Source organism: Rhodobacter capsulatus (assembly GCF_052363185.1).
In the GTDB taxonomy this organism is placed as follows: Bacteria; Pseudomonadota; Alphaproteobacteria; order Rhodobacterales; family Rhodobacteraceae; genus Rhodobacter; species Rhodobacter capsulatus_E.
The window spans coordinates 1,716,801-1,736,544 of record NZ_CP198955.1 but is presented as its reverse complement, the minus strand read 5'-3'; the positions used below and the strand labels follow the sequence as shown (position 1 = coordinate 1,736,544).

Annotated in this window: 25 protein-coding genes, 1 tRNA gene and 1 pseudogene; 3 read left to right on the top strand and 24 right to left on the bottom strand. The window is 66.7% G+C overall.

Going from position 1 to position 19,744, the window contains the following annotated elements:
* Positions 1 to 7: 7 nt before the first annotated feature.
* The 21 genes from ACTTAG_RS08625 to ACTTAG_RS08525 form a co-directional block, all read right to left on the bottom strand.
* A complete protein-coding gene (locus ACTTAG_RS08625) occupies positions 8 to 667 on the bottom strand; it encodes a phage tail tape measure protein (protein WP_444465077.1) in 660 nt (219 codons plus the stop codon).
* Entirely contained in the window at positions 664 to 879 is a 216-nt protein-coding gene (locus ACTTAG_RS08620) for a rcc01693 family protein (protein WP_444465076.1), read from the bottom strand. The genes ACTTAG_RS08625 and ACTTAG_RS08620 overlap by 4 nt, the downstream gene beginning before the upstream one ends.
* A complete protein-coding gene (locus ACTTAG_RS08615) occupies positions 876 to 1,202 on the bottom strand; it encodes a gene transfer agent family protein (protein WP_444465075.1) in 327 nt (108 codons plus the stop codon). The genes ACTTAG_RS08620 and ACTTAG_RS08615 overlap by 4 nt, the downstream gene beginning before the upstream one ends.
* A gap of 7 nt (positions 1,203 to 1,209) precedes the next feature.
* On the bottom strand, positions 1,210 to 1,623 hold the full coding sequence (locus tag ACTTAG_RS08610) for a phage major tail protein, TP901-1 family (protein WP_013067415.1): 414 nt from the start codon (positions 1,621 to 1,623) through the stop codon (positions 1,210 to 1,212).
* A 39-nt stretch (positions 1,624 to 1,662) separates the two neighbouring features.
* On the bottom strand, positions 1,663 to 2,070 hold the full coding sequence (locus tag ACTTAG_RS08605) for a DUF3168 domain-containing protein (protein ID WP_444465074.1): 408 nt from the start codon (positions 2,068 to 2,070) through the stop codon (positions 1,663 to 1,665).
* Positions 2,067 to 2,405: a head-tail adaptor protein gene (locus tag ACTTAG_RS08600; protein ID WP_444465073.1), complete on the bottom strand. Its 339-nt coding sequence runs from the start codon at positions 2,403 to 2,405 to the stop codon at positions 2,067 to 2,069. The genes ACTTAG_RS08605 and ACTTAG_RS08600 overlap by 4 nt, the downstream gene beginning before the upstream one ends.
* Positions 2,402 to 2,995, bottom strand: coding sequence for a head-tail connector protein (locus tag ACTTAG_RS08595; protein WP_444465072.1), 594 nt, complete (start codon positions 2,993 to 2,995; stop codon positions 2,402 to 2,404). The genes ACTTAG_RS08600 and ACTTAG_RS08595 overlap by 4 nt, the downstream gene beginning before the upstream one ends.
* Positions 2,996 to 3,168: 173 nt before the next feature.
* Positions 3,169 to 4,365, bottom strand: a complete 1,197-nt coding sequence (locus tag ACTTAG_RS08590; protein WP_444465071.1) for a phage major capsid protein — start codon at positions 4,363 to 4,365, stop codon at positions 3,169 to 3,171.
* Between the two features lie 31 nt (positions 4,366 to 4,396).
* Positions 4,397 to 4,951 carry an HK97 family phage prohead protease gene (locus ACTTAG_RS08585; RefSeq protein ID WP_444465070.1) on the bottom strand — a complete coding sequence of 185 codons (555 nt, stop codon included), beginning with the start codon at positions 4,949 to 4,951 and terminating at the stop codon, positions 4,397 to 4,399.
* A 10-nt stretch (positions 4,952 to 4,961) separates the two neighbouring features.
* Complete coding sequence (locus ACTTAG_RS08580; RefSeq protein WP_013067409.1) at positions 4,962 to 5,195, bottom strand: GTA head formation protein, RCAP_rcc01685 family; 234 nt, start codon at positions 5,193 to 5,195, stop codon at positions 4,962 to 4,964.
* Positions 5,196 to 5,198: 3 nt separating this feature from the next.
* On the bottom strand, positions 5,199 to 6,389 hold the full coding sequence (locus ACTTAG_RS08575) for a phage portal protein (protein WP_444465069.1): 1,191 nt from the start codon (positions 6,387 to 6,389) through the stop codon (positions 5,199 to 5,201).
* A gap of 187 nt (positions 6,390 to 6,576) precedes the next feature.
* On the bottom strand, positions 6,577 to 7,935 hold the full coding sequence (locus ACTTAG_RS08570; protein WP_444465220.1) for a DNA-packaging protein: 1,359 nt from the start codon (positions 7,933 to 7,935) through the stop codon (positions 6,577 to 6,579).
* Entirely contained in the window at positions 7,874 to 8,197 is a 324-nt protein-coding gene (locus tag ACTTAG_RS08565) for a hypothetical protein (protein ID WP_444465068.1), read from the bottom strand. The genes ACTTAG_RS08570 and ACTTAG_RS08565 overlap by 62 nt, the downstream gene beginning before the upstream one ends.
* Positions 8,198 to 8,389: 192 nt before the next feature.
* Complete coding sequence (mltG, locus tag ACTTAG_RS08560) at positions 8,390 to 9,559, bottom strand: endolytic transglycosylase MltG (protein WP_444465219.1); 1,170 nt, start codon at positions 9,557 to 9,559, stop codon at positions 8,390 to 8,392.
* Positions 9,559 to 10,821, bottom strand: coding sequence for a beta-ketoacyl-ACP synthase II (gene fabF, locus ACTTAG_RS08555; RefSeq protein ID WP_444465067.1), 1,263 nt, complete (start codon positions 10,819 to 10,821; stop codon positions 9,559 to 9,561). The genes mltG and fabF overlap by 1 nt, the downstream gene beginning before the upstream one ends.
* Before the next feature lie 79 nt (positions 10,822 to 10,900).
* Positions 10,901 to 11,473 carry an RNA 2',3'-cyclic phosphodiesterase gene (gene thpR, locus ACTTAG_RS08550; RefSeq protein ID WP_444465066.1) on the bottom strand — a complete coding sequence of 191 codons (573 nt, stop codon included), beginning with the start codon at positions 11,471 to 11,473 and terminating at the stop codon, positions 10,901 to 10,903.
* A 69-nt stretch (positions 11,474 to 11,542) separates the two neighbouring features.
* The gene (locus ACTTAG_RS08545) at positions 11,543 to 11,776 is read right to left on the bottom strand and encodes an acyl carrier protein (RefSeq protein WP_013067402.1); all 234 of its coding nucleotides are present in this window, start codon (positions 11,774 to 11,776) and stop codon (positions 11,543 to 11,545) included.
* Between the two features lie 202 nt (positions 11,777 to 11,978).
* Positions 11,979 to 12,716, bottom strand: a complete 738-nt coding sequence (fabG, locus tag ACTTAG_RS08540; RefSeq protein WP_013067400.1) for a 3-oxoacyl-ACP reductase FabG — start codon at positions 12,714 to 12,716, stop codon at positions 11,979 to 11,981.
* Positions 12,717 to 12,844: 128 nt separating this feature from the next.
* Entirely contained in the window at positions 12,845 to 13,774 is a 930-nt protein-coding gene (gene fabD, locus ACTTAG_RS08535; RefSeq protein ID WP_444465065.1) for an ACP S-malonyltransferase, read from the bottom strand.
* Between the two features lie 217 nt (positions 13,775 to 13,991).
* Entirely contained in the window at positions 13,992 to 15,401 is a 1,410-nt protein-coding gene (gene glnA / locus ACTTAG_RS08530) for a type I glutamate--ammonia ligase (protein ID WP_444465064.1), read from the bottom strand.
* A gap of 80 nt (positions 15,402 to 15,481) precedes the next feature.
* On the bottom strand, positions 15,482 to 15,820 hold the full coding sequence (locus tag ACTTAG_RS08525) for a P-II family nitrogen regulator (RefSeq protein ID WP_013067397.1): 339 nt from the start codon (positions 15,818 to 15,820) through the stop codon (positions 15,482 to 15,484).
* Positions 15,821 to 16,015: 195 nt separating this feature from the next.
* Here ACTTAG_RS08525 and ACTTAG_RS08520 point away from each other — a divergent pair, with 195 nt between their 5' ends.
* Complete coding sequence (locus ACTTAG_RS08520) at positions 16,016 to 16,627, top strand: NAD(P)H-hydrate epimerase (RefSeq protein ID WP_444465063.1); 612 nt, start codon at positions 16,016 to 16,018, stop codon at positions 16,625 to 16,627.
* Positions 16,628 to 16,698: 71 nt separating this feature from the next.
* Complete coding sequence (locus ACTTAG_RS08515) at positions 16,699 to 17,553, top strand: NAD(P)H-hydrate dehydratase (protein ID WP_444465062.1); 855 nt, start codon at positions 16,699 to 16,701, stop codon at positions 17,551 to 17,553.
* A gap of 89 nt (positions 17,554 to 17,642) precedes the next feature.
* Here ACTTAG_RS08515 and ACTTAG_RS08510 read toward each other — a convergent pair whose 3' ends face one another.
* Positions 17,643 to 18,176 carry a Hint domain-containing protein gene (locus ACTTAG_RS08510; protein ID WP_444465061.1) on the bottom strand — a complete coding sequence of 178 codons (534 nt, stop codon included), beginning with the start codon at positions 18,174 to 18,176 and terminating at the stop codon, positions 17,643 to 17,645.
* Positions 18,177 to 18,352: 176 nt separating this feature from the next.
* On the opposite strand from ACTTAG_RS08510, the gene ACTTAG_RS08505 reads away from it, so the two are divergent.
* Positions 18,353 to 18,435 (top strand) — tRNA-Leu (locus tag ACTTAG_RS08505).
* An 82-nt stretch (positions 18,436 to 18,517) separates the two neighbouring features.
* On the opposite strand, the gene ACTTAG_RS08500 is transcribed toward ACTTAG_RS08505, so the two are convergent.
* Both ACTTAG_RS08500 and tnpB read right to left on the bottom strand, forming a co-directional pair.
* Positions 18,518 to 19,591 carry a site-specific integrase gene (locus ACTTAG_RS08500; protein WP_444465060.1) on the bottom strand — a complete coding sequence of 358 codons (1,074 nt, stop codon included), beginning with the start codon at positions 19,589 to 19,591 and terminating at the stop codon, positions 18,518 to 18,520.
* Positions 19,567 to 19,707: pseudogene (tnpB, locus tag ACTTAG_RS08495) on the bottom strand (IS66 family insertion sequence element accessory protein TnpB); the annotation flags it as partial. The pseudogene tnpB and the gene ACTTAG_RS08500, both read right to left, overlap by 25 nt.
* Between the last annotated feature and the right edge of the window lie 37 nt (positions 19,708 to 19,744).

Sequence of the window (19,744 nt, the reverse complement as noted above, 5' to 3'; positions counted from 1 at the left end):
TTCCTCCTCAGGCGTTGCGCGATCCGCGCGCCAGCGCCCGGTTCACCTGCGCCGCGATCTGGCCCTGAGAGCGCGCGAACCCGGCCGCATCGGGCGTCGTCACGTTCATCACAACATTGACCACCCGCCCGCCGCCCGCCTGCACGCCCAGCCGCCCGTCCGCGCCGCGCGCAAGCGGCAAGATCGCCTCGGGCCCGGCCTCGCCCATCAGCCCCGTCGCCCCCCGCATCGCAAAGGTCGTCGGCGAAGACACAACGCCCCCCTTGGCAAAGGGCATCACCCGCCCTTGCGAAAAAGCCCCGCCCTGCGCAAAGCCGAAGACGCTTCCCAAAAGCCCGTTCACCGTGCTGGCAAGCGCCCCGCCCACCGCGTCCTGCACCGGCTTCATCGCCACCGAATAGGCCGCCTGCGACATCCCCTCGGCCACCGATTTCAACGCATCCGACAGTTTCATCCCGTCAAAGACGACGCCATCAAAGGCCCGCCGCAACGACCGCCCGAAACTGGACGAAAGCGTCCCCACCTCGCGGCTCGTATAGGTCAGGCTTTCGCGCATCCGCCCCAGCTCGTCGCTGAAACTGGCCGCCACCCCCTCGGCGCCCCCCAGCGCCCGCTCCAGCTCCGCCGCCTGCTGGCTCAGCGCGTCCAGCCCGTCCACCTCGATCATCGCCCACTCCTTTCAGATACCCCGCCCGGACCGTCCGGCCAGCGCGCCGCCAGTTCCGCAAGCCGGTCGCGCGTCAAAGGCGGCGCCCCCGCCACCTCGCCCAGCATCACCGCCAGCTCCCCCGGCGTCAGCCGCCAGAACTCCCAAGGCCGCAGCCCCAGCCCCCGCAGCCCGACCCGCAAGAGCCCCGGCCAATCCAGACCGCCACTCACGATCCACCCTGCCCCGGCACGGTGAAGGCCCGCGCCAGCAATTCCGCCGCGATCCGCGCCGCACCCACAGGCCCGCCGCCAATCTCGACCGTGCGCAGATCCTCGGCCCGGCCCTCCCAGCCACCGCCGCGCAGCCCCGCCACGATCAGCGCCAGCACGTCGCGGCTCGAAAACGCGCCCGTTTCGAACCGCCGCACCAGATCCAGAAGCGAGGCCTCGCCGAGCCCCGCCTCCAGCTCCGCCAGCGCCCCCAGCGTCAGCTTCGCCACCCGCCGTTCGGCCCCCAGAACCACCTCGACCTCGCCCGCCCAAGGGTTTGCCATGCCCGCCTCAGATCGCCGTGAAGCTCAGCGCACCCGCCGAGGCCATCGCCAGTTCGTAACTCGCCTCGCCATTGTGGCTGCCCGCATAGTCGATCGAGGTGATCATGAACGGCCCCTGCACGATGCCGAAATCGGGGATGATCACCTGAAATTCGGGCACCTCGCCGTCGAAAAAGATCTGCCGCGCCCGTTCGTCGGTATCGGCGTCCTTGAACACCCCCGCGCCCGAAATGCTGGCCGAGCGCACCCCCGCGCCCCCCAGCAATTCCCGCCAGCCGCCCTGACTTTCCAGCGAGGTCACATCGACCGTCTCCGCGTTGAAGCTGATCCGCGTCGCACGCAGCCCCGCGATGGTCTCGAATTGCCCCGACCCGGTCAGGTCGAGCTTGATCAGAAGGTCCTTGCCGTTCTGCGCCGCCATGTCGTCACTCCAGATGTTGAATTTTCACCGCCAAAGGCCTCAGCCTTCGACCCGCGCCCGAAACACCAGATCGATCCGCCGCATGTCGGCCTTTTGCACGCGGCGCGCCTGCGCGCGCAGGAACCAAAGCCCCACCAGCCGCCCGCGGCTCAGCACCAGATCGGCCCCCACCAGCGCGTCCGAGACCGCCGCCGCCGCCGCCTTCGCCGTGGCAAATCCCGCTTCGTCGGTGATCACCGAGATGACGAAATCATGCACCGCCCCCTCGCCCGTCTTGTCCGAGGCATCGGCCACATCCTCGGGCCCAAGGCTCACATAGGTCCCCGCCAGCAGCCCCGGCGGCATCGCATCGTAAACCGCCGTTCCCACCAGCGCCGCCAGCACCCCATCCGCCCGCAGCTGCTGATAGACCGCCGCCTGCAGCGCACCCGCCACCGCATAGCTCATGCCACCACCTCCTCGCGGGCAAAGCAGCTCAGATAATGCCCCTCGCGGTCGCGCTCGGCGACGGCAAGGATGCGAAAGATCCGCGCCCCCTCGCGAAAGCGCTGCTCGGGCCTGGGCCTGCGCGCCGCGCCCACCGGCGCCGCCCGCACGACGATGGTGAACGGCACCGAGGCCAGCGTGACGAATTCCCCCGCCCGCTCGCTGCCGCTGCCCGCCGTGACCTCGGCCCAGACCTCGCCCTTGGCCTGCCAGTCCAGCCGATGCCCGCCCGCGCCATCCGCCACGCGCGTGGCTTCCTCCAGCACCAGCAGGCGGTTCAGCCGCGGCCTGCTCATGGCCGCCCCCCCAGCACCCGCACCGTGCGCCAGCGCTCGATCAGCGCCATCACGCCAAAGGGCATCGCGCCGCCCTCGGCCGCCCCGTCATGGCGCAGCTCGTAATATTGCGCCGCCAGCAGGAACACCGCCTGCGCCAGATCAACAGGCAGTGCGCTCCAACTCGCCCCGAAGCCGGCGGTAAAGTCGATCTCGACCCGACCGCCGCCCGGGATCGCGGGCAAAGCCGCCCCCAAAGCCTCGATCCGGGGCCGCGCCATGTCGGGCACCAGCCGCCAGCCCGCCGCCACCGGCGTCTCGACACCCGCCGCATCGACCAGCCGCAAGGCCGTCACCGTCGCCACGGGCGCAATCGGCAAGGTCTGCATGTCACCCCAGCGCCAGGCCGTCAGCACCAGCCGAAAGCCCCGCGAAATCAGCGCCTTGGCCGTGCGCCCCTCGATCGCCGCAATGGCCGCCCGCAGATAGGACAGCAGCGCCGCATCCTCGGCCCCCAGATCGGCAAAGCCGGTGCCCAACCGCAGATGGTCGCGGAATTCGGCCACCGGCAGCGCCGTCCCGGGCACCGCCGTCACTTCGTTCAGCATCATGGAAACTCTCCGAAAAGCCGACCGCCCCCGCGGTCCTGCACTTGGACGTTCGGGCGCAGACCCCGCACCGCCACTCGGACGGAGGGAGCAGCTAGGCAGCGGCCCAAGGCCCGCGCCCGCCCGACCGGCGAACCGGTGGCAGCCGGGGTCGCCCCCGGCCCCTTCACCGCCCGTTACGAGGCGGCAAACTTCAAAAGCTTGATCGCGGCGAAATCGCTGACATCGCCGCCGACGCGCTTGGAGGCATAGAACAGCACATGCGGCTTGGCCGAGAAGGGATCGCGCAGCACCCGCAGATCCGGGCGTTCCGCGATCGTGTAGCCATTGCCGAAATCGCCGAACGCGATCGCATAGGCATTGGCCGCGATATCGGGCATGTCCTCGGCGATCAGCACCGGATAGCCCATCAGCCGCGCCGGTTCCCCCGCCGCCAGACTGTCGGCCCACAGGAACCGGCCATCCGCATCCTTCATCTTGCGCACCGCCCCCGCGGTCTTCGAATTCATCACGAAGCTCGCATTCGCGCGGTATTCGGCCCCCAGCGCATAGACCAGATCCACGACCGCATCCGAGGCATTCACCGCCGCGAAATCCCCCGCCGCGCCGGTCGCCACATAGCCAAGGCTGCCCCAGGCCCAAGACGCATTCGCCACCTTCGCCTTGGTCAGAAACCCCGTCGGCTTGTCGACCCCATCGCCCGAAATGAAAGCCGCCGCCTCTGCCCGGGCGAACTTGTCGGCGATGCGATTGGCCAGCCAGGTCTCGATGTCAAAGGCGCTGTCATCGAGCAGCCGTTGCGATGCCTTCGGCATCGCCGCCAGCTCATGCAGCGGAATGGTGATGCGGTCGATCTGCGGCGTCGCGGTCTCGCTCAGCGCCGCCGTCTCGCTCGCCCAGCCCGAGCCCATGTCGGTCTTGTCCACCAGCACATCGAACGAGGTCGCCTCGACATTGACGACACTGGCGATCTGGCGCAGCGAGGCGGTCGAGCGCAAAACCCCCCGGATCGTCTCCGAGGTCTGCGGATCGACCAGATAACCGCCCTCGGCCGCCACCGCCGAATTCAGCGCCTTGCCCTCAAGGCTCAGCCCGCGCAGCCCGTCATCATCGCCGGTGCGCAGATAGGCGGCAAAGGCCTTCTGATGCGGCGCCTCCTCGCTGGCGGCGGCGGCAAGGGCATGACGCCCGGCATAGGTCTTCGTTTGCAGCATGGTCACACGCTCTTCCTGTTGTTGCAATCTCGTCTTCACATCATCCTGAAAGCCTTTGACTTCCTTCAGGAAACCGGCCAGCGCGGTATTCACCTCGGCAACCGGATCGGCGCCCTCAGGCATGCCCGTTCCGGCCCGAGCCTTGGTCTCGGTCTTCATCCTTTCCACACTCCTGCAGCAGCGGCGGGGCTCAGCGCGCCGCCAGTTCGGCCGTGGCAGCGCTCAGCGCCCGGGCCAGATCACGCCAGATCGCGGCCTCGGGGGCTTCCCCCTTCGCCGCCACCCGCGCCTCGCGAAGCATCGGGAATGTCACCAGCGACACTTCCCAAAGCTCCAGTTCCGCAAGCAGCCGCTGGCCCTTTGCGTCCTTCTCGGCGGCGATGGTGCGATAGCCGATCGACAGCCCGTCGATCGCCCCCGCCGCGATCAGCGCCAAGGCCTCGCGCGCCCGCGCCACCTCGGGCAACAGCCGCCCCTTGACCCAAAGCCCGCGCGCATCCTCCCGGATCTCGTCCCAAACGCCGATCGGCTGCGCCGGATCATGCTGCCACAGCATCTTGACCGAGCCCCCCCGCGCCGCAATCGCCGCCAGGCTTTTCGCGTAAGCCCCCTTCGCCACCACATCGCCGCCCTGATCGGGCAAACCGAAAAGGCTCGCATAGCCCTCGATCCGCGCGCCGTCCTGCAGCTGCACCGGCTGCGCGCCGCAGAACTTCCGCTCCAGCCCGCTCTCGCCTCTCTCCATTCCTCGCTCCTCACTTCGGGGCATAGTCCAGAATGCCCTGCACCGCCTGCGTCAGGATCACGGCGATCACGCCGTAAACCGTCATGAACAAACGCTTTTCCAGCCGCTCGATCATCACCTCGATGCGCTCAAGCCGCCGCTCCACCTGGGTGAACTGCAACTCCATGATCCGCTCGGTCGCCTCGAAGCGCTGCTCATGCACCTCGAAGGGCTCCTTGAGGAAACGCGACCCCCCCACCACCATGCCTCAGCCCTCCGCGACCGGCGGCAGCCCCAAAAGCACCCGTTTTTCGGCATCCGAAAGAAACCCCGCCGCGCCGATCCGCGCCCAAAGCTGGTCCCGCTCCGCCGCCAGCGCCGGCACCTGATCCAGATCGGGCTTCAGCTCGATCTGCGCGCCCAGATAGCCCGACAGCCACCAGGCCAGCGCCGCCGAAACCCGGGTCAGAAGCGGCAGCACGGTCAAGCGGTAAAACGCCCGGTTCGCCTCGGCGTAATTGGCATAGGTCGCATCGCCCGGAATGCCGATCAGCATCGGCGGCACCCCGAAAGCCAAGGCGATCTCCCGCGCCGCCGCCGCCTTCGTCTCATGAAACTCCATGTCGGACGGCGAAAACCCCATCGGCTTCCAGTCGAGCCCCCCTTCCAGCAGCATCGGCCGCCCGGCGTTCCGCGCGCCCTGATGATGCGTCTCCATCTCGAAAATGAGCCGCTCATATTGCTCGGGCGCCAGTACCCCCTGCCCATCGGCGCCCTTGTAGATGATCGCGCCAGAGGGCCGCGCGGCATTGTCCAAAAGCGCCTTCGACCAGGCACTTGCCGCGTTATGCACATCCAAAGCCACCGCCGCCGCCTGCATGGGCGAGAGCCCATAATGGTCATCGGTCGGATGGAAGCTCTTGATATGACAGATCGGATCGGGATGGCCGGTCATGTCGAAGCGATGCTTGCGCCCGCCCACGGTGTAATCGTACCCCACCGGCCAGCCATCCGCGCCCGGCACCACCGCCATCCGGTCCGATCGCAGCACATGCAGCTCCTTGGGCACCCCGGGCGCAAGGCAGACCGCCTCCAGATAGCCGTTGCCACTCAGCAAGATCTGCCCGATCAGCGCCTCGAACAGCTCCGCCCGGCCTTGCCCGGCATTCGGACGGCGGAGCAGATCCAGCACCGGGTGAATTTCATACCGCCGCTCGGCATCCTGACAGATCAAGGGCACCGCCGCCGCCGCCTCGGCAATCAGCTTGACCGAGCGGAACCCGACCGGATTGCCGGAAAACCCCGTGCGCATCAGGCTGACCGTATCGCGCGGCCCCCAGACCGGCCGCCCCGCGCCCGAGGCCATCGCCACGATCCGCCCCGTCACCGAGGCCTTGCGCTCGGCCACCGCCTCCGTCCGCGCCTCCGGGGCCGCCCGGCGAAAGAAATTCAGTCCCATCCCGTTCTCCTCGTCGCGGCCCGGCCCAAGGCCCCGGCCAAAGAAAAAGGGCCGGGAAAGACCCCGACCCTTTCGACCAGATTTCCGCGGCAGAGGCGGGGGTTTCACACCCCCGCACCCCCGTGGGATATTTGCGGCAAGATAAAAGCAGCCTGCTTTTTCTTGGTCCAAATACGCCCTTGCGCCCTCAAAGCCCCCGCACCTGCGGCCGACGCCAATGCGCCGCGGGCTCAAGGATCAGCTCGGTCAGCGCCCAGACCAGCGCATCGACCCGGTCGGGCGAACCCTTGCCCGCATAGCCCTGCACCGACATCCGGCACATCTGATCTTCCAAAGCGCCCAACCGCCCGTCGCGGCAATGCTTCACCCGGCCCTGCTCATACAAAGCCGCCACCGGCTCGGCCCGCGCCGATTTCCCCCGCGAGGCCCGCAGCGCCCGGAACGGCACCAAAGGGTCGATCTGGCGCAGCACGCTTTCGACCATCTCGCCGCCCTGATTGACCTCGGCCACCAGCTTCTCGGCGCCCCAGCGTTCCATCGCCGCAATCGCCGCCCGCGCCCAGTCGGTCGGCCGCCCCCGGACCGAGGCATCTTCCAGCACATAGGCCCACCAATCCTGCACCGGCCCGCGCGTCACCGCCCCCGCCACGACGATCCCGCATTCATCCGACCCCGCGCCCCCGGTCACGGCGGGGTCCAGCGCCACCACCACCCGGTCCATCTCGGGCGGTCGGGCAACACGCAGCCCCTCCAGCTGTGCCGTCGTCCAAAGCGCCCCCTCGACATCCTCCAGAAGCACCCCCTCCAGCTCCTGCCGCCCCAGCCGCGTGCCCGCATAGCGCGCCTGCACCTCGGCCAGAAAGCTCTCCGCCAGATAGGCCCGGTTCGCCTCGGTCGGCGCATGCGTCACCACCGTCGAGGGGTTGCCCAGGATCGCCTTCAGCACGCCGACATTGCGCGGCGTCGTGGTGATCACCTGCTGCGGATGCCGCCCCAGCCGCAGCGCAAACTGCAGCATGTCCCAGGTTTCCTCGGCCTTTTTCCATTTCGCCAGCTCATCGACCCAGGCGGCATCGAACTGCGGCCCCCGCAGCGCCTCGGGCTCCTGCGCCGAAAAGGCCTGCGCCGTCGCCCCGTTTGCCCAGACCAGCCGCCGCTTCGTCGCCTCCCACGCCGGGCGCCGGTCGGGCGGAGAGCAGGCCAAAATCCCGCTCTCGCCGAAAATCATCACATCGCGCACCTGATCGAAGGTCTCGCCCACCAGCGCCACCCGATGCGCGGGCCCGGCATCGGCCGGCCCCGCCCCCTCGACATGCATCCGCACCCATTCCGCCCCGGCCCGGGTCTTGCCCGCGCCGCGCCCGCCCATGATCACCCAGCTTTTCCACGCCCCCACCGGGGGCAGCTGATGCGGCAGCGCCCAGAACTCGAAGATCCAGGGCAGCGCCAAAAGCGCATTGTCGCCCAGCCCCCCCAGAAAGGCGTCAACCTCCTGCGGCGTCGCGCAGGCAAGCCAGGCGGCGCCCGATCTCAACCCGGGCAGCATCGAGGTCAAGCTCGCTTCCGGCTCCGACACCGGCAACTTGTCTGCGAAGTTTTTCAACACGCGCCCTTTCTTCCATCACCATCTGGAATGCCGTGCGAAGGTCCTTGACCGCCTGCGCGGCGGCCTTGGCATCCTTCATCTCGCCCTGACGAACCCCTTTCATCGCCAGCGCCAGTTCCCCGGCAATGTCCCGATAAAGCTCCTCCGTCTCCTCCAGCAAATCCACCGAAGGAGCGTCCCCACCCTTGAACCCCATATCCATGTCTTGCGTGACCCGCCTCTCATGCCTGTCCGCACGAGCGAAATGAAAAAAGCGCACACGGTCCCCCGCGGCGCTTGCCCACCTCTCCTAGCATATCTTTCTTCTACCCTGAAGCGTTCTCAAAGTCAAGCACTAAATTTTGGGTTGCGCGCAGCGACAAGAAAAAACCCCGGGCACAGCCGGGGTTTTCCTTCAGTTTCCGTCGCTTGCGCCTTGCTTCAGGGTCTTTTCGATCTCCCGCCAGCGCGCGACGTTCCGGTTATGCTCCGTGATCGTCTCGGCAAAGGCATGCCCGCCCGTGCCATCGGCCACGAAATACAGGAACTTCGTCGAATCGGGGTTCAGCGCCGCGCGGATCGCCTGCGTCCCCGGGTTGCAGATCGGCCCCGGCGGCAGCCCGTCGATGACATAGGTGTTATAGGGCGTCTCGCGCCGCAATTCCGATTGCCGCAAACCGCGCCCCAGCACGCCCTGCCCCTTCGTCACGCCATAGATCACCGCCGGGTCGGTCTGCAGCCGCATCCCCTGCGCCAGCCGGTTGACGAAGACGCTTGCCACCCGGGCCCGCTCCTCGGCCACGCCGGTTTCCTTTTCCACCAGCGAAGCCATCACCAGCGCCTCCTCGGGCGTCTTGTAGGGCAGCCCCGGCGCCCGCTCGGCCCAGGCCTCGGCCAGAACCGCCTTTTGCCGCTCGGCCATCTCGGCCAGCAGATCCGCCCGCTTCGCGCCGCGCTTCATCTCGTAGCTGTCGGGCGAGAGGCTCCCCTCGGGCGGCAGCTTCGCCACCTCGCCACTCAGGAAATCGGCCGATTTCAGCGCCTCGACCACCTGCCAGCTGGTCACGCCCTCGGCCAAAGTCACCCGCAGCCGCACATCCGGCCGCGCGGCGTCTTCGGCAAAACCCTCGGGCGCCGCCTCCTGCTTCGGATCGAACTTCGCCACCTCGACATAATCGCCCACCGCCGGGTCCAGCTCGCGCAGGATCAACTGCTGGCCATTCACCCCGATGCGGTAATTCAGCTCGGTGCCGCAGCTCGAGGGCCCGCCCGCGGTGATCTGATCGACAATCCCCGCCATCGAGGCCGCGGGCGCGATCAGATACGACCCCACCTTCAGCTTGCCGGCCTTCTTGTCGTAATCGGCCCCGGCGCGAAAAATGTAAGCCGATGAAATCGCACCCTTTTCCTTCAGCGTCTCGGACACATCGCGAAACTTCGCCCCGGGCTCGACGCGCAGACACATCCCCGCCATCAGCGGACCGGGCCCGTCATACTGACGCTTCGCCCAGGTCACCACCCCCCCCAACACAACCATCAGAACAATCAACAAAGTGAGGAAGTTGGAGACGATGTTGCGCCACATCATCCGCGCACCTTGCCCAGGATCAGCGCCGCATTGGTGCCGCCAAAGCCGAAGCTGTTCGACATCGCCACGTCGATCTTGCGCTTCACCGCCACTTTCGGCGCCAGATCAATCTTCGCGTCAACCGCCGGAGTGTCCAGGTTCAGCGTCGGCGGCGCGACCTGATCGCGGATCGCCAGAATGCAGAAAATCGCCTCGACCGCGCCCGCAGCCCCCAGCAAATGCCCGATCGCCGATTTCGTCGACGACATCGTGGCCTTCGCGGCCGCCTCGCCCAGAAGCCGCTCGACCGCACCCAGCTCGATCGTGTCCGCCATGGTCGAGGTGCCATGCGCGTTGATGTAATCAATCTCGCTCGGATCAATCCCCGCGCGTTTCACCGCCGCACTCATCGCGCGGAAGCCGCCATCGCCATCCTCCGACGGCGCGGTGATGTGATAGGCGTCGCCCGACAGGCCATAGCCCAGCACCTCGGCATAGATCTTCGCGCCGCGCGCTTTCGCGTGTTCGTATTCCTCCAGCACGACACAGCCCGCGCCCTCGCCCATCACGAAACCGTCGCGGTCCGCATCCCAAGGCCGCGAGGCCGCCTTCGGATCATCGGCCCGCTTCGTCGAGAGCGCCTTGCAGGCGTTGAACCCGGCAATGCCGATTTCGGAAATCGGGTTCTCGGCCCCGCCCGCCACCATCACATCGGCATCGCCCAGCGCAATCAGCCGCGCCGCATCGCCAATCGCATGGGCGCCCGTCGCACAGGCCGTCACCACCGCATGGTTCGGCCCCTTGAAGCCGAAGCGGATCGAGACATGGCCCGACACCAGATTGATCAGCGCCGCCGGAATGAAGAACGGGCTGACGCGTTTGGGCCCCTTCTCCTTGATCAGCACGGCGGTTTCCGCAATCGTCTGCAGCCCGCCGATGCCCGAGCCGATCATCACGCCGGTCCGGCACCGGGCCTCCTCGTCTTGCGGCATCCAGCCCGAATCCTGCACCGCCTGCACCGCCGCGGCGACGCCATAAAGGATGAATTCATCGACCTTGCGTTGCTCTTTCGGCTCCATCCACTGATCGGGGTTGAAGCTGCCATCCGAGCCATCGCCGCGCGGCACTTCGCAGGCGTATTTGGTCACCACATTCGCGGCGTCAAAGCGCGTGATCAAACCGGCCCCCGACTGACCAGCCAGAAGCCGCGACCAGGTTTCCTCGACCCCGCAAGCCAGCGGCGTGACCAGACCCAGACCCGTGACGACAACCCGACGCATCGCAAACCCCTTTCGCGTTTCGTTAAGCGCTTCTACACGGGCCGCAAAAGCCGTGCAACGTCATGCGCCGCCGCAGGCGTCACTTCGCCTGCCCCTGCGGCAGGGGCGCGCTCTCGGGATACTCCGCCAGCACCTCATACTCCGCCCCCTCGCGGCCCAGATGCGACCGGATCAGCGCAAAGCCCCCCACCCGCCAGGCGGGCAAGACCACATCGCCCCGGCTTTCCAGCAGATGCCCCAGCCGCGCCGCCTGCGCTTCGGTCAGCCCCCTGTTGAACCGCGCAATCGTCACATGCGGCCGAAACCGGCGCCGCTCCAGCTCCAGCCCCGCCCGCCGCGCCGCCTGCACCAGCTTCGCCTGAAGCGCCTCCAGCGCCGGGCTTGGCCGCAGCTTCAACACCAGCGCCCGCGCCCGCTCACCCCCTTCGATCACGTCAAGCCCCGCCAAGACCACCTCGAACGGCACCACCGGCAGCGCGGACACCCCCTCGTGCAAGGTCTCCAGCTCCGGCAGATCGACCTCGCCCAGATAGGCCAGCGTCAGATGCAGCGCCTCCTCGGCCACCGGACGCCCGCAGCCCAGCTCCGCCTGCAGTGCCGCCACCGCGCCCCACAGCGCCTCGGGCAGCATGATCCCGACAAACACCCGCATCGCGCCCCCCCAAATGCAAACGACGCCCGAAAGGGCGCCGTTCGTCAAGCTTGAAAGCCGGAAAACCGATCAGGCAGCTTCGGTGATGAACTTCACCGCATCGCCGAAGGTCTGGATGGTTTCGGCGGCGTCGTCCGGAATTTCGATGCCGAATTCTTCTTCGAAAGCCATCACCAGTTCCACGGTGTCAAGGCTGTCGGCGCCGAGATCGTCGATGAACGAGGCGGTCTCGGTGACCTTGTCCTCTTCCACGCCCAGATGCTCCACGACGATCTTCTTCACGCGATCCGCGATGTCGCTCATGTTTCTTCCTCGTTTAGGGGGCCGAAACCCATCCTGTCAGTGCTCGTTCGAGCGGCTTCAACGCCCATTTGCCGGGCTGCCGCGAGCCGAGGCGAACCCCCCGCTCGTCCCCGCCGCTCATATCACAGTAAAACCACAAGGCAAGCCGTTTCGCTGCCGCCCCTGCCCTTGCGGCAGGGGCAACTCGTCACACCGGCGGGCCTCAGATCATCGCCATGCCGCCGTTCACGCTCAGTGTCGTGCCGGTGACATAGCCCGCCTCGGGCGAGGCCAGATAAAGCACGGCGGCCGCGATTTCCTCGGCCGCGCCCATCCGCCCGGCGGGGATCTGCGTCAGGATTTTCGCCTTCTGCTCATCGTTCAGCTTGTCGGTCATCGCCGTGGCAATGAAGCCGGGCGCGACACAGTTCACGGTGATGCCGCGGCTTGCCACCTCATAGGCCAGCGATTTCGACATGCCGGTCAGCCCCGCCTTGGCGGCCGCATAATTGCCCTGCCCCGGATTGCCGGTCTGCCCGACGACGCTGGTGATATTCACGATCCGCCCCCAGCGCGCCTTCATCATCGGGCGCAAAACGCCGCGCATCAGCCGGAAAGACGCGGTCAGGTTGACGTCGATCACGCTTGCCCATTCCTCGTCCGACATCCGCATGAACAGGTTATCCCGGGTGATCCCCGCATTGTTCACAAGGATATCCACAGAGCCCATCGCCTCAAGGGCCGCCTTCGGCAGCGCCTCCACGGACGCCGGGTCCGAAAGGTTCGCGGGGCAGACAAAGGCCCGCTCGCCCAGCTCCGCCGCCAGCTTCTCCAGCGGCTCGACCCGCGTGCCCGACAGCGCCACCTTGGCCCCGGCCGCATGCAGCGCCTTCGCCACCTCGCCGCCAATGCCACCCGAAGCGCCCGTCACCAGCGCCGATTTCCCAGTCAGATCAAACATCTGCAAGCCTTTCCTGCGATGGCAATTCATCTTGCCACAAATATCCTGCGGGGTGAGGCGGGTGCTTTGAAGCCTTCCAGTGGAAGGCTTCCCCGCCGAACGGGGGCAGAGCCCCCGGCTTGGCCCGCTCAGCCCTTCAGCGCCACCACATCCTCGGGCGTGCCCACGGCCTTCTGCGCCGTGTCCTTGGCGATACGCTTGATCATGCCCGACAGCGCCTTGCCCGCGCCGATCTCGCAAAAATCGCTCACGCCTTGCGACACCATCCACAGCACCGACTCGCGCCAGCGCACCGAGCCCGTGACCTGGTCCACCAGCAGTTGACGAATGGTCGCGGGGTCGCACACGGCCTCGGCACGCACATTCGCCACGACCGGCACGACCGGCGCCGAGACCGTCACCGCCGCCAAGGCCTCGGCCATCCGGTCGGCGGCGGGCTGCATCAGCGCGCAATGGAAGGGGGCGGAGACCGGCAGCATCACCGCCCGTTTCGCGCCCTTGCCTTTGGCGATCTCGACCGCGCGCTCAACCGCGGCCTTGTGGCCCGAAACGACCACCTGCGCCGGATCATTGTCATTCGCCGCCTGACAGACCTCGCCCTGCGCCGCTTCCGCCGCCACCTCGGCCGCGGTGGCGAAATCAAGCCCCAGCAAAGCCGCCATCGCGCCCACACCCACCGGCACCGCCGATTGCATCGCCTCGCCGCGAATGCGCAGAAGCCGCGCCGTATCGGCCAGGCTCAAGGCCCCCGCCGCGCACAGCGCCGAATATTCCCCAAGGCTGTGCCCGGCGACAAAGGCCGCCTGCCCCACCTCGATGCCTTCCGCTTTCAGCGCCGCCACGGCGGCGAGCGAGGTCGCCATCAGCGCCGGCTGCGCATTGGCGGTCAGCGTCAGCCGCTCGATCTCGCCTTCCCAGATCAGCGCGCTCAGCTTTTCGCCCAGAGCCGCGTCCACCTCGTCAAAGACCGCCTTCGCCGCCGGATAGGCCTCGGCCAAAGCCTTGCCCATTCCGATCGTCTGCGCCCCCTGACCGGGGAACACCCATGCCACGCTCATGCCCGCCTCCTTGACAAATCTGGCCTTCTCTAACTTGACGCAGCGTCCGGAGCAACCGGAAGCGCCGGGGGCTTCGCGCCCCCGGACCCCCGCGGCGTATTTGAACCAAGAAAAAGCGCCGGGTTTTTTCCTGGCTCAAATACGCAAAGAGTCGCAGTCGCCTCACCGCAAAAGAAAAGGGCGCCCAAAGGCGCCCTTTCCCGAACCATCCCGCCGATCAGCAGGAATAGTACATCTGGTATTCGACCGGGTGGGGGGTGTGCTCATAGGCATACACTTCTTCCCACTTCAGCGCGATATAGCCTTCCAGCTGATCCTTGGTGAAGACGTCACCGGCCAGCAGGAAGTCGTGATCCTTCTCGAGCTCGGTCAGCGCTTCGCGCAGCGAGCCGCAGACGGTCGGGATCGCGGCCAGTTCTTCCGGCGGCAGATCGTAAAGGTCCTTGTCCGAGGCCGGACCCGGGTCGATCTTGTTCTTGATGCCGTCAAGACCGGCCATCAGCAGCGCGGCAAAGGCCAGATAGGGGTTCGCCGCCGGATCGGGGAAGCGGGCTTCCACACGTTTCGCTTTCGGCGACTCGGTCCACGGAATACGCACGCAGCCCGAGCGGTTGCGGGCCGAATAGGCGCGCAGCACCGGGGCCTCGAAGCCCGGGATCAGACGCTTGTAGCTGTTGGTCGAGGGGTTCGTCAGCGCGTTCAGCGCTTTCGCATGCTTCAGGATGCCGCCGATGAAGTAGAGCGCCTCTTGCGACAGATCCGCATATTTGTCCCCGGCAAAGAGCGGTTTCCCGTCTTTCCAGATCGACATGTTCACGTGCATCCCCGAGCCGTTGTCACCCTTCATGGGCTTCGGCATGAAGGTCACGGTCTTGCCATAGGCATGCGCGACGTTGTGGATGACGTATTTGTATTTCAGGATGTTGTCGGCCTGTTCGGTCAGACCGCCGAAGATCAGCCCGAGTTCGTGCTGGCAGGTCGCCACTTCGTGGTGGTGCTTGTCGACCTTCATGCCCATGCGCTTCATCGTCGAGAGCATCTCGCCGCGCAGGTCCTGGGCTTCATCGACCGGGTTCACCGGGAAGTAGCCGCCCTTGTGGCCGGCGCGGTGGGCGAGGTTGCCCATCTCGACTTCGGCGTCGGTGTTCCAGGCCGCCGCTTCGGCGTCGATCTGATAGGCGACCTTGGCCGGGGTGACCGAATAGCGCACGTCGTCGAAGATGAAGAATTCGGCTTCCGGCCCGAAATAGGCCACATCACCGATGCCCGAGGATTTCAGATAGGCTTCGGCTTTCAGCGCGATGCCGCGCGGGTCGCGCGAATAGGCTTCGCCGGTGTCCGGCTCGACCACGTTGCAATGCACGCACATGGTCTTTTCGGCATAGAAGGGGTCGATATAGACCGAGGAGGCGTCGGGGATCAGTTTCATGTCCGACTGGTCGATCGACTTCCAGCCCGCGATCGACGAGCCGTCGAACATGAAGCCTTCCTCGAAGAAGTCCTCGTCCACGAGATCGGCGATCAGCGTCACGTGTTGCAGCTTGCCACGCGGGTCGCAGAAGCGGATGTCGACATATTCGACCTCCTCCGCCTTCATCAGTTCGAGAGCCTTTTTGACTGCGCTCATTTGCAAATTACCCTTTCGTTGAGCATGGGTTCCGGGCAAGCCCGTTGCGGTTCCGGGCCAAAGGCCCGCATTTCGGAAACTCAGACCGCGTCTTCGCCGGTCTCGCCGGTGCGGATGCGGATCGCCTGTTCGATGGAGGAGACGAAGATCTTGCCGTCACCGATCTTTTCGGTGCGCGCCGCGCCGACGATCGCTTCGATGGCGATATCGACCATCTCGTCGGGCAGCACCATCTCGATCTTCACCTTGGGCAGGAAGTCGACGACATATTCGGCCCCGCGATACAGCTCGGTATGGCCCTTCTGCCGCCCGAAGCCCTTCACCTCGATCACGCTCAGCCCCTGAATCCCCGCTTCCTGAAGCGCCTCCTTCACTTCATCGAGCTTGAAAGGCTTGATGATCGCCTCGACCTTCTTCATGCCGACTCCCCCTTTCGATCTTGCGCCCTCGTCTCACCACTTTCCACGCCGCCCCGCAATCGGCTAGCTTTTGCCTTGCGTGCGGCGCCGGGGGATTCCCCGAAGGACGATGATGATTTGAGCGGTTAGCACATTTCTTGTGCGGAATGGAAACTTCTTGGGCAGCAAATGGCGGAAATCCTGACGAGTGATGAAATGCGCAGCCTCGAGAAAGCCGCCATCGCCTCCGGTCGCATCAGCGCCATCGCGTTGATGGAACGCGCGGGCGCCGCGGTGGTCGAGGCGATCGGCGAGGCCTGGCCCGCGCTCGGCCAGCCCGCCGATCCACCGCATCGCGCGGTGGTTCTGTGCGGGCCGGGCAACAATGGCGGCGACGGCTTCGTGGTGGCGCGGCTCTTGCGGCGGCGCGGCTGGAAGGTGACGCTTTATCTTTACGGCGAGCCCGAGCGCCTGCCCCCCGAGGCCCGCGCCAACCACGACCGCTGGCGCCGGATCGGCCCGATCGCGCCCCTGCCCGCCGCCCCCGATTTCAGCACGGCCGATCTGATCGTCGATGCGCTGTTCGGCCTTGGTCTGACGCGGCCGCTGACCGGCTTTGGCCCGATCTTCGCCGCGCTCGCCAGCGCGGGGCCCCCGGTGCTGGCGATCGACCTGCCCTCGGGGCGCGATGCCGACGCCGGTCCCGACACGGCGGGCTGGCCCTCGGCGCCCTGTTCGCTCGCCGTCACCTTTCAGGCCGAAAAGCCGGTGCATGCCGGGCTGCGCGCCGAGGGCATCGGCGTCATCGTCAAGCCGATCGGCCTTTGAGCCGGAAATCTTCACGCTTTGCACACCACCCGTCGGCTAGGATGCGCCAAACGACCGCACCGGAGAGTGCCATGATCCGCCAGATCACCCTGACCGAAGCGATGCGCGCCAGCCTTGCGAAAGCACCCGGGGCGCACAAATACGACCATGGCCATGCGCTGGTTCTGGCGGGCAGTCCCGGCAAGGGCGGGGCGGCGCGTCTGGCCGCGCGGGCCGCGCTGCGGGTGGGGGCGGGTCTGGTGACGCTCGCCTGTCCGCAGATCAGCCTGGCCGAGAATGCGGCGCAGCTGAATGCGATCATGCTGACCGCCCTGCCCGACGCCTATTCGCTGCGCGGCCATTTTCAGGACCCGCGGCTGAATGCGCTCTGCCTCGGGCCCGGGCTCGGGCAGCCGCGGGCGCTGGAAATGGTTCCGGCCGGGCTCTGGCTGCGGCGGCCGACGGTGCTTGACGCCGATGCGCTGACCGCCTTCACCGCCGACACCCGGCCGCTTTTCAATGCGCTGCATGAACAGGTGGTGATCACCCCGCATCTGGGCGAATTTCGCCGTCTTTTCCCCGATCTGGCGCAGGCGCTGGACGACGGCGCCCTGACCCGGGTCGAGGCCACCCGCCAGGCCGCCGACCGGATCAGATGCACCGTGCTGCTCAAAGGGCCGGAAACCGCCATCGCCACCCCCTCGGGCGAGGCGGCGCTGCATGACGCCACCGGCGCGCGCGCCGCGCCCTGGCTCGCCACCGCCGGGTCGGGCGATGTTCTGGCCGGGATCATCACCGGGCTGATGGCGCGCGGGCTGACCCCGTTCGAGGCCGCCTGCACTGGCACCTGGCTGCATGTGGAAGCCGCCCGCAGCTTCGGCCCGGGCCTGATCGCCGAAGACCTGCCCGAGGAATTGCCCAAGGTCTTCCGCGCACTGACCCTCTGATCCGCCGTCCGACGCCGCGCAAAGGGCGTATTTGGCCCAAGAAAAAACCCGCTGCTTTTTCTTGGCGCAAATACGCCCTGCAACGGCTTTCAGGCACGCAGGGTCAAGGGCTTGCAGCCGATCTCGACGCCATCGGCATAGATTACCTCGGGCGCCTCGAAATGCAGCGCAAAGATGCGGATCTTGCGCCCGGCAAGGCGGGTGACGAATTGCCCGTCGATCAGCCGCGCGACCGCCACCAGCGCCTGCGACGTGCCGAACATCGCCTCGGCCCGCCAGTCGCGCAACAGCACCGGCGTGCCCGATCCCAGCACCATCGCCTGCCCCGGCCGGTCGTGGCCCAGGGCGCCGGGCGCGATGCCGACCAAGCGCGACACCAGCGGCAGGCTGGAGAGCCCGCGCAGCACCCGCATCCCCGAGCGCGTCACGATCCGGTCGCCCAGGGTCAGGAATTCGACCGGCAAAAGCCCGTCCATCGTCGCCACGCGCGTGCCCGGGGCGAGGCCCGCAACGCCATGCGCGCCCGCGGCGCTGACCCGGGTCTCGAGGGTGAATGACGGCACGGCGCCGGCGGGGCCCTTGACCCCCTCCGCCTCGTCGCGCCCCGTGGCCTGCCTGTCCATCGGGTCTTCCTGCTCTGGTGCCGGTTTCCGGCTTCGTATCGGCCTTTGCGGCTCTGCCCGAACCCTAGGCGAGGCCCGGCGCGATGGCGAGGGAAAAGGTTAACGAGCGCTATTTTCGCCGCGGATCTGTTGCCCCCCTACACAGCGGGCTTCGGTCTTGCTAAAAGCGGTCCCGTGCGGGTGTGGCGAAACTGGTAGACGCACCAGATTTAGGTTCTGGCGCCTTGGCGTGGGGGTTCGAGTCCCTTCACCCGCACCACATTGAAAACATTGATCCTTTTCGACCCATCTCTTTCTTCCCCGGTGACCTTCGCTCCGGTTTCGCACTTGGTTTCGCACTTTCACGTTCTGTGCTTGTTCTGTTCGCGGCGCTGCTGCGCCTCCTTCGACGCCCGTTTCTGGCTTGCCTGAGCCCGGTATTTCGCGACCATCGCAAGGGTCTTGTGCCCGGTGACGGCCTGGATCTCGGCATCAGAGCACCCGGCCTCGGCCAGTTCCTTGGCCGCCGTGTAGCGCCAGCCGTGTTGCACGAGGCGTTCCTCACCCGTCCTCGCGCCGATCTTGTCGCGCACCAGTTCGGCCTCGCGCTGCGCCTGCCGCTTGCCAATGTGCTCGGTCAAGTTCTTGGCGAGGATATGCCGTCCGGTCTTGGGCAGGGCTTTCAGATAGGATCTCAGCCGCTCGGGACAGAAGACCTCAATCTTGGCGCCGGTCTTCTCTTGCACGACGCGCATGAATTCACCGTCGAAGTCGGCCCATTCCATCGCGACGCAATCCCCGATGCGCTGGCCGGTGCCGATCATCAACTCATAGATCGTCCGCGCGGTCGTGAGATTATGTTCCTCGCAATACCGCTCATAGGCGCGCAACTTGTCTTCCGGCCAAGCGGCATATTCGCCCCCTTTCAGCTTGGGGATGTCTTCGACGGGGTTTCGCTCGATCCATTCCAGATCGACCGCATGGCGGCACAGGATCGACAGTACCGCGATCCTTTCGTTCGCCTTTGACCATGTGTCTTGCAAAGCATTGCGAACCGCCAACGCATCCTTGCGCCGAAAGGCCCGCATGTCCTTGGCCCCGTTCTTTTCGCGGATCGCTTCGCAATGGCGCCGGTAGTTCGCTTGCGTGCCCTTGCTCAAGGAACGAAAGCTGGGCGACGAATAGTAGCTGACAATCAGCTTGTCCCATGTCGTCTTGGCCGGAGCGGTCCGCTTGCCGCTGCGACAGGCCCAATACTCGCGGGAGAAATCCTCGGAATCGGGGTTGGAGGGCAAGCGACGACGGAATTTTCCTTTTCGGAAATAGATGTAGTCTCGCCCCTTGACGGTCTTGAACTCGAGGTAGGGCAGGCAAAGGCACCGCCCTCGAGCTTCTTGTAGATCAGGATCAGACCGGTCTGGTCCCAGACCAGGCACTTCAGCTGATCGCCGCGCTTCGAGCGGAACAGATACACCGCGCCATTGTAGGGATCGTGGCCGAGCACGTTCTGCACGACCAGCGCGAGCCCCGCGTGACCTTTGCGGAAGTCCACCGGCCGCGTCGCCAGATAGGCGCGAGTGATCCCGCCC

Bases quoted from the DNA above. Each gene is read 5' to 3' on its own strand.
- ACTTAG_RS08625 (WP_444465077.1), bottom strand. From the start codon at position 667: ATGATCGAGGTGGACGGGCTGGACGCGCTGAGCCAGCAGGCGGCGGAG.
- ACTTAG_RS08615 (WP_444465075.1), bottom strand. From the start codon at position 1,202: ATGGCAAACCCTTGGGCGGGCGAGGTCGAGGTGGTTCTGGGGGCCGAA.
- ACTTAG_RS08610 (WP_013067415.1), bottom strand. From the start codon at position 1,623: ATGGCGGCGCAGAACGGCAAGGACCTTCTGATCAAGCTCGACCTGACC.
- ACTTAG_RS08605 (WP_444465074.1), bottom strand. From the start codon at position 2,070: ATGAGCTATGCGGTGGCGGGTGCGCTGCAGGCGGCGGTCTATCAGCAG.
- ACTTAG_RS08600 (WP_444465073.1), bottom strand. From the start codon at position 2,405: ATGAGCAGGCCGCGGCTGAACCGCCTGCTGGTGCTGGAGGAAGCCACG.
- ACTTAG_RS08595 (WP_444465072.1), bottom strand. From the start codon at position 2,995: ATGATGCTGAACGAAGTGACGGCGGTGCCCGGGACGGCGCTGCCGGTG.
- ACTTAG_RS08590 (WP_444465071.1), bottom strand. From the start codon at position 4,365: ATGAAGACCGAGACCAAGGCTCGGGCCGGAACGGGCATGCCTGAGGGC.
- ACTTAG_RS08585 (WP_444465070.1), bottom strand. From the start codon at position 4,951: ATGGAGAGAGGCGAGAGCGGGCTGGAGCGGAAGTTCTGCGGCGCGCAG.
- ACTTAG_RS08580 (WP_013067409.1), bottom strand. From the start codon at position 5,195: ATGGTGGTGGGGGGGTCGCGTTTCCTCAAGGAGCCCTTCGAGGTGCAT.
- ACTTAG_RS08575 (WP_444465069.1), bottom strand. From the start codon at position 6,389: ATGGGACTGAATTTCTTTCGCCGGGCGGCCCCGGAGGCGCGGACGGAG.
- ACTTAG_RS08570 (WP_444465220.1), bottom strand. From the start codon at position 7,935: ATGCTGCCCGGGTTGAGATCGGGCGCCGCCTGGCTTGCCTGCGCGACG.
- ACTTAG_RS08565 (WP_444465068.1), bottom strand. From the start codon at position 8,197: ATGGATATGGGGTTCAAGGGTGGGGACGCTCCTTCGGTGGATTTGCTG.
- mltG (WP_444465219.1), bottom strand. From the start codon at position 9,559: ATGTGGCGCAACATCGTCTCCAACTTCCTCACTTTGTTGATTGTTCTG.
- fabF (WP_444465067.1), bottom strand. From the start codon at position 10,821: ATGCGTCGGGTTGTCGTCACGGGTCTGGGTCTGGTCACGCCGCTGGCT.
- thpR (WP_444465066.1), bottom strand. From the start codon at position 11,473: ATGCGGGTGTTTGTCGGGATCATGCTGCCCGAGGCGCTGTGGGGCGCG.
- ACTTAG_RS08545 (WP_013067402.1), bottom strand. From the start codon at position 11,776: ATGAGCGACATCGCGGATCGCGTGAAGAAGATCGTCGTGGAGCATCTG.
- fabG (WP_013067400.1), bottom strand. From the start codon at position 12,716: ATGTTTGATCTGACTGGGAAATCGGCGCTGGTGACGGGCGCTTCGGGT.
- fabD (WP_444465065.1), bottom strand. From the start codon at position 13,774: ATGAGCGTGGCATGGGTGTTCCCCGGTCAGGGGGCGCAGACGATCGGA.
- glnA (WP_444465064.1), bottom strand. From the start codon at position 15,401: ATGAGCGCAGTCAAAAAGGCTCTCGAACTGATGAAGGCGGAGGAGGTC.
- ACTTAG_RS08525 (WP_013067397.1), bottom strand. From the start codon at position 15,820: ATGAAGAAGGTCGAGGCGATCATCAAGCCTTTCAAGCTCGATGAAGTG.
- ACTTAG_RS08520 (WP_444465063.1), top strand. From the start codon at position 16,016: ATGCGCAGCCTCGAGAAAGCCGCCATCGCCTCCGGTCGCATCAGCGCC.
- ACTTAG_RS08515 (WP_444465062.1), top strand. From the start codon at position 16,699: ATGATCCGCCAGATCACCCTGACCGAAGCGATGCGCGCCAGCCTTGCG.
- ACTTAG_RS08510 (WP_444465061.1), bottom strand. From the start codon at position 18,176: ATGGACAGGCAGGCCACGGGGCGCGACGAGGCGGAGGGGGTCAAGGGC.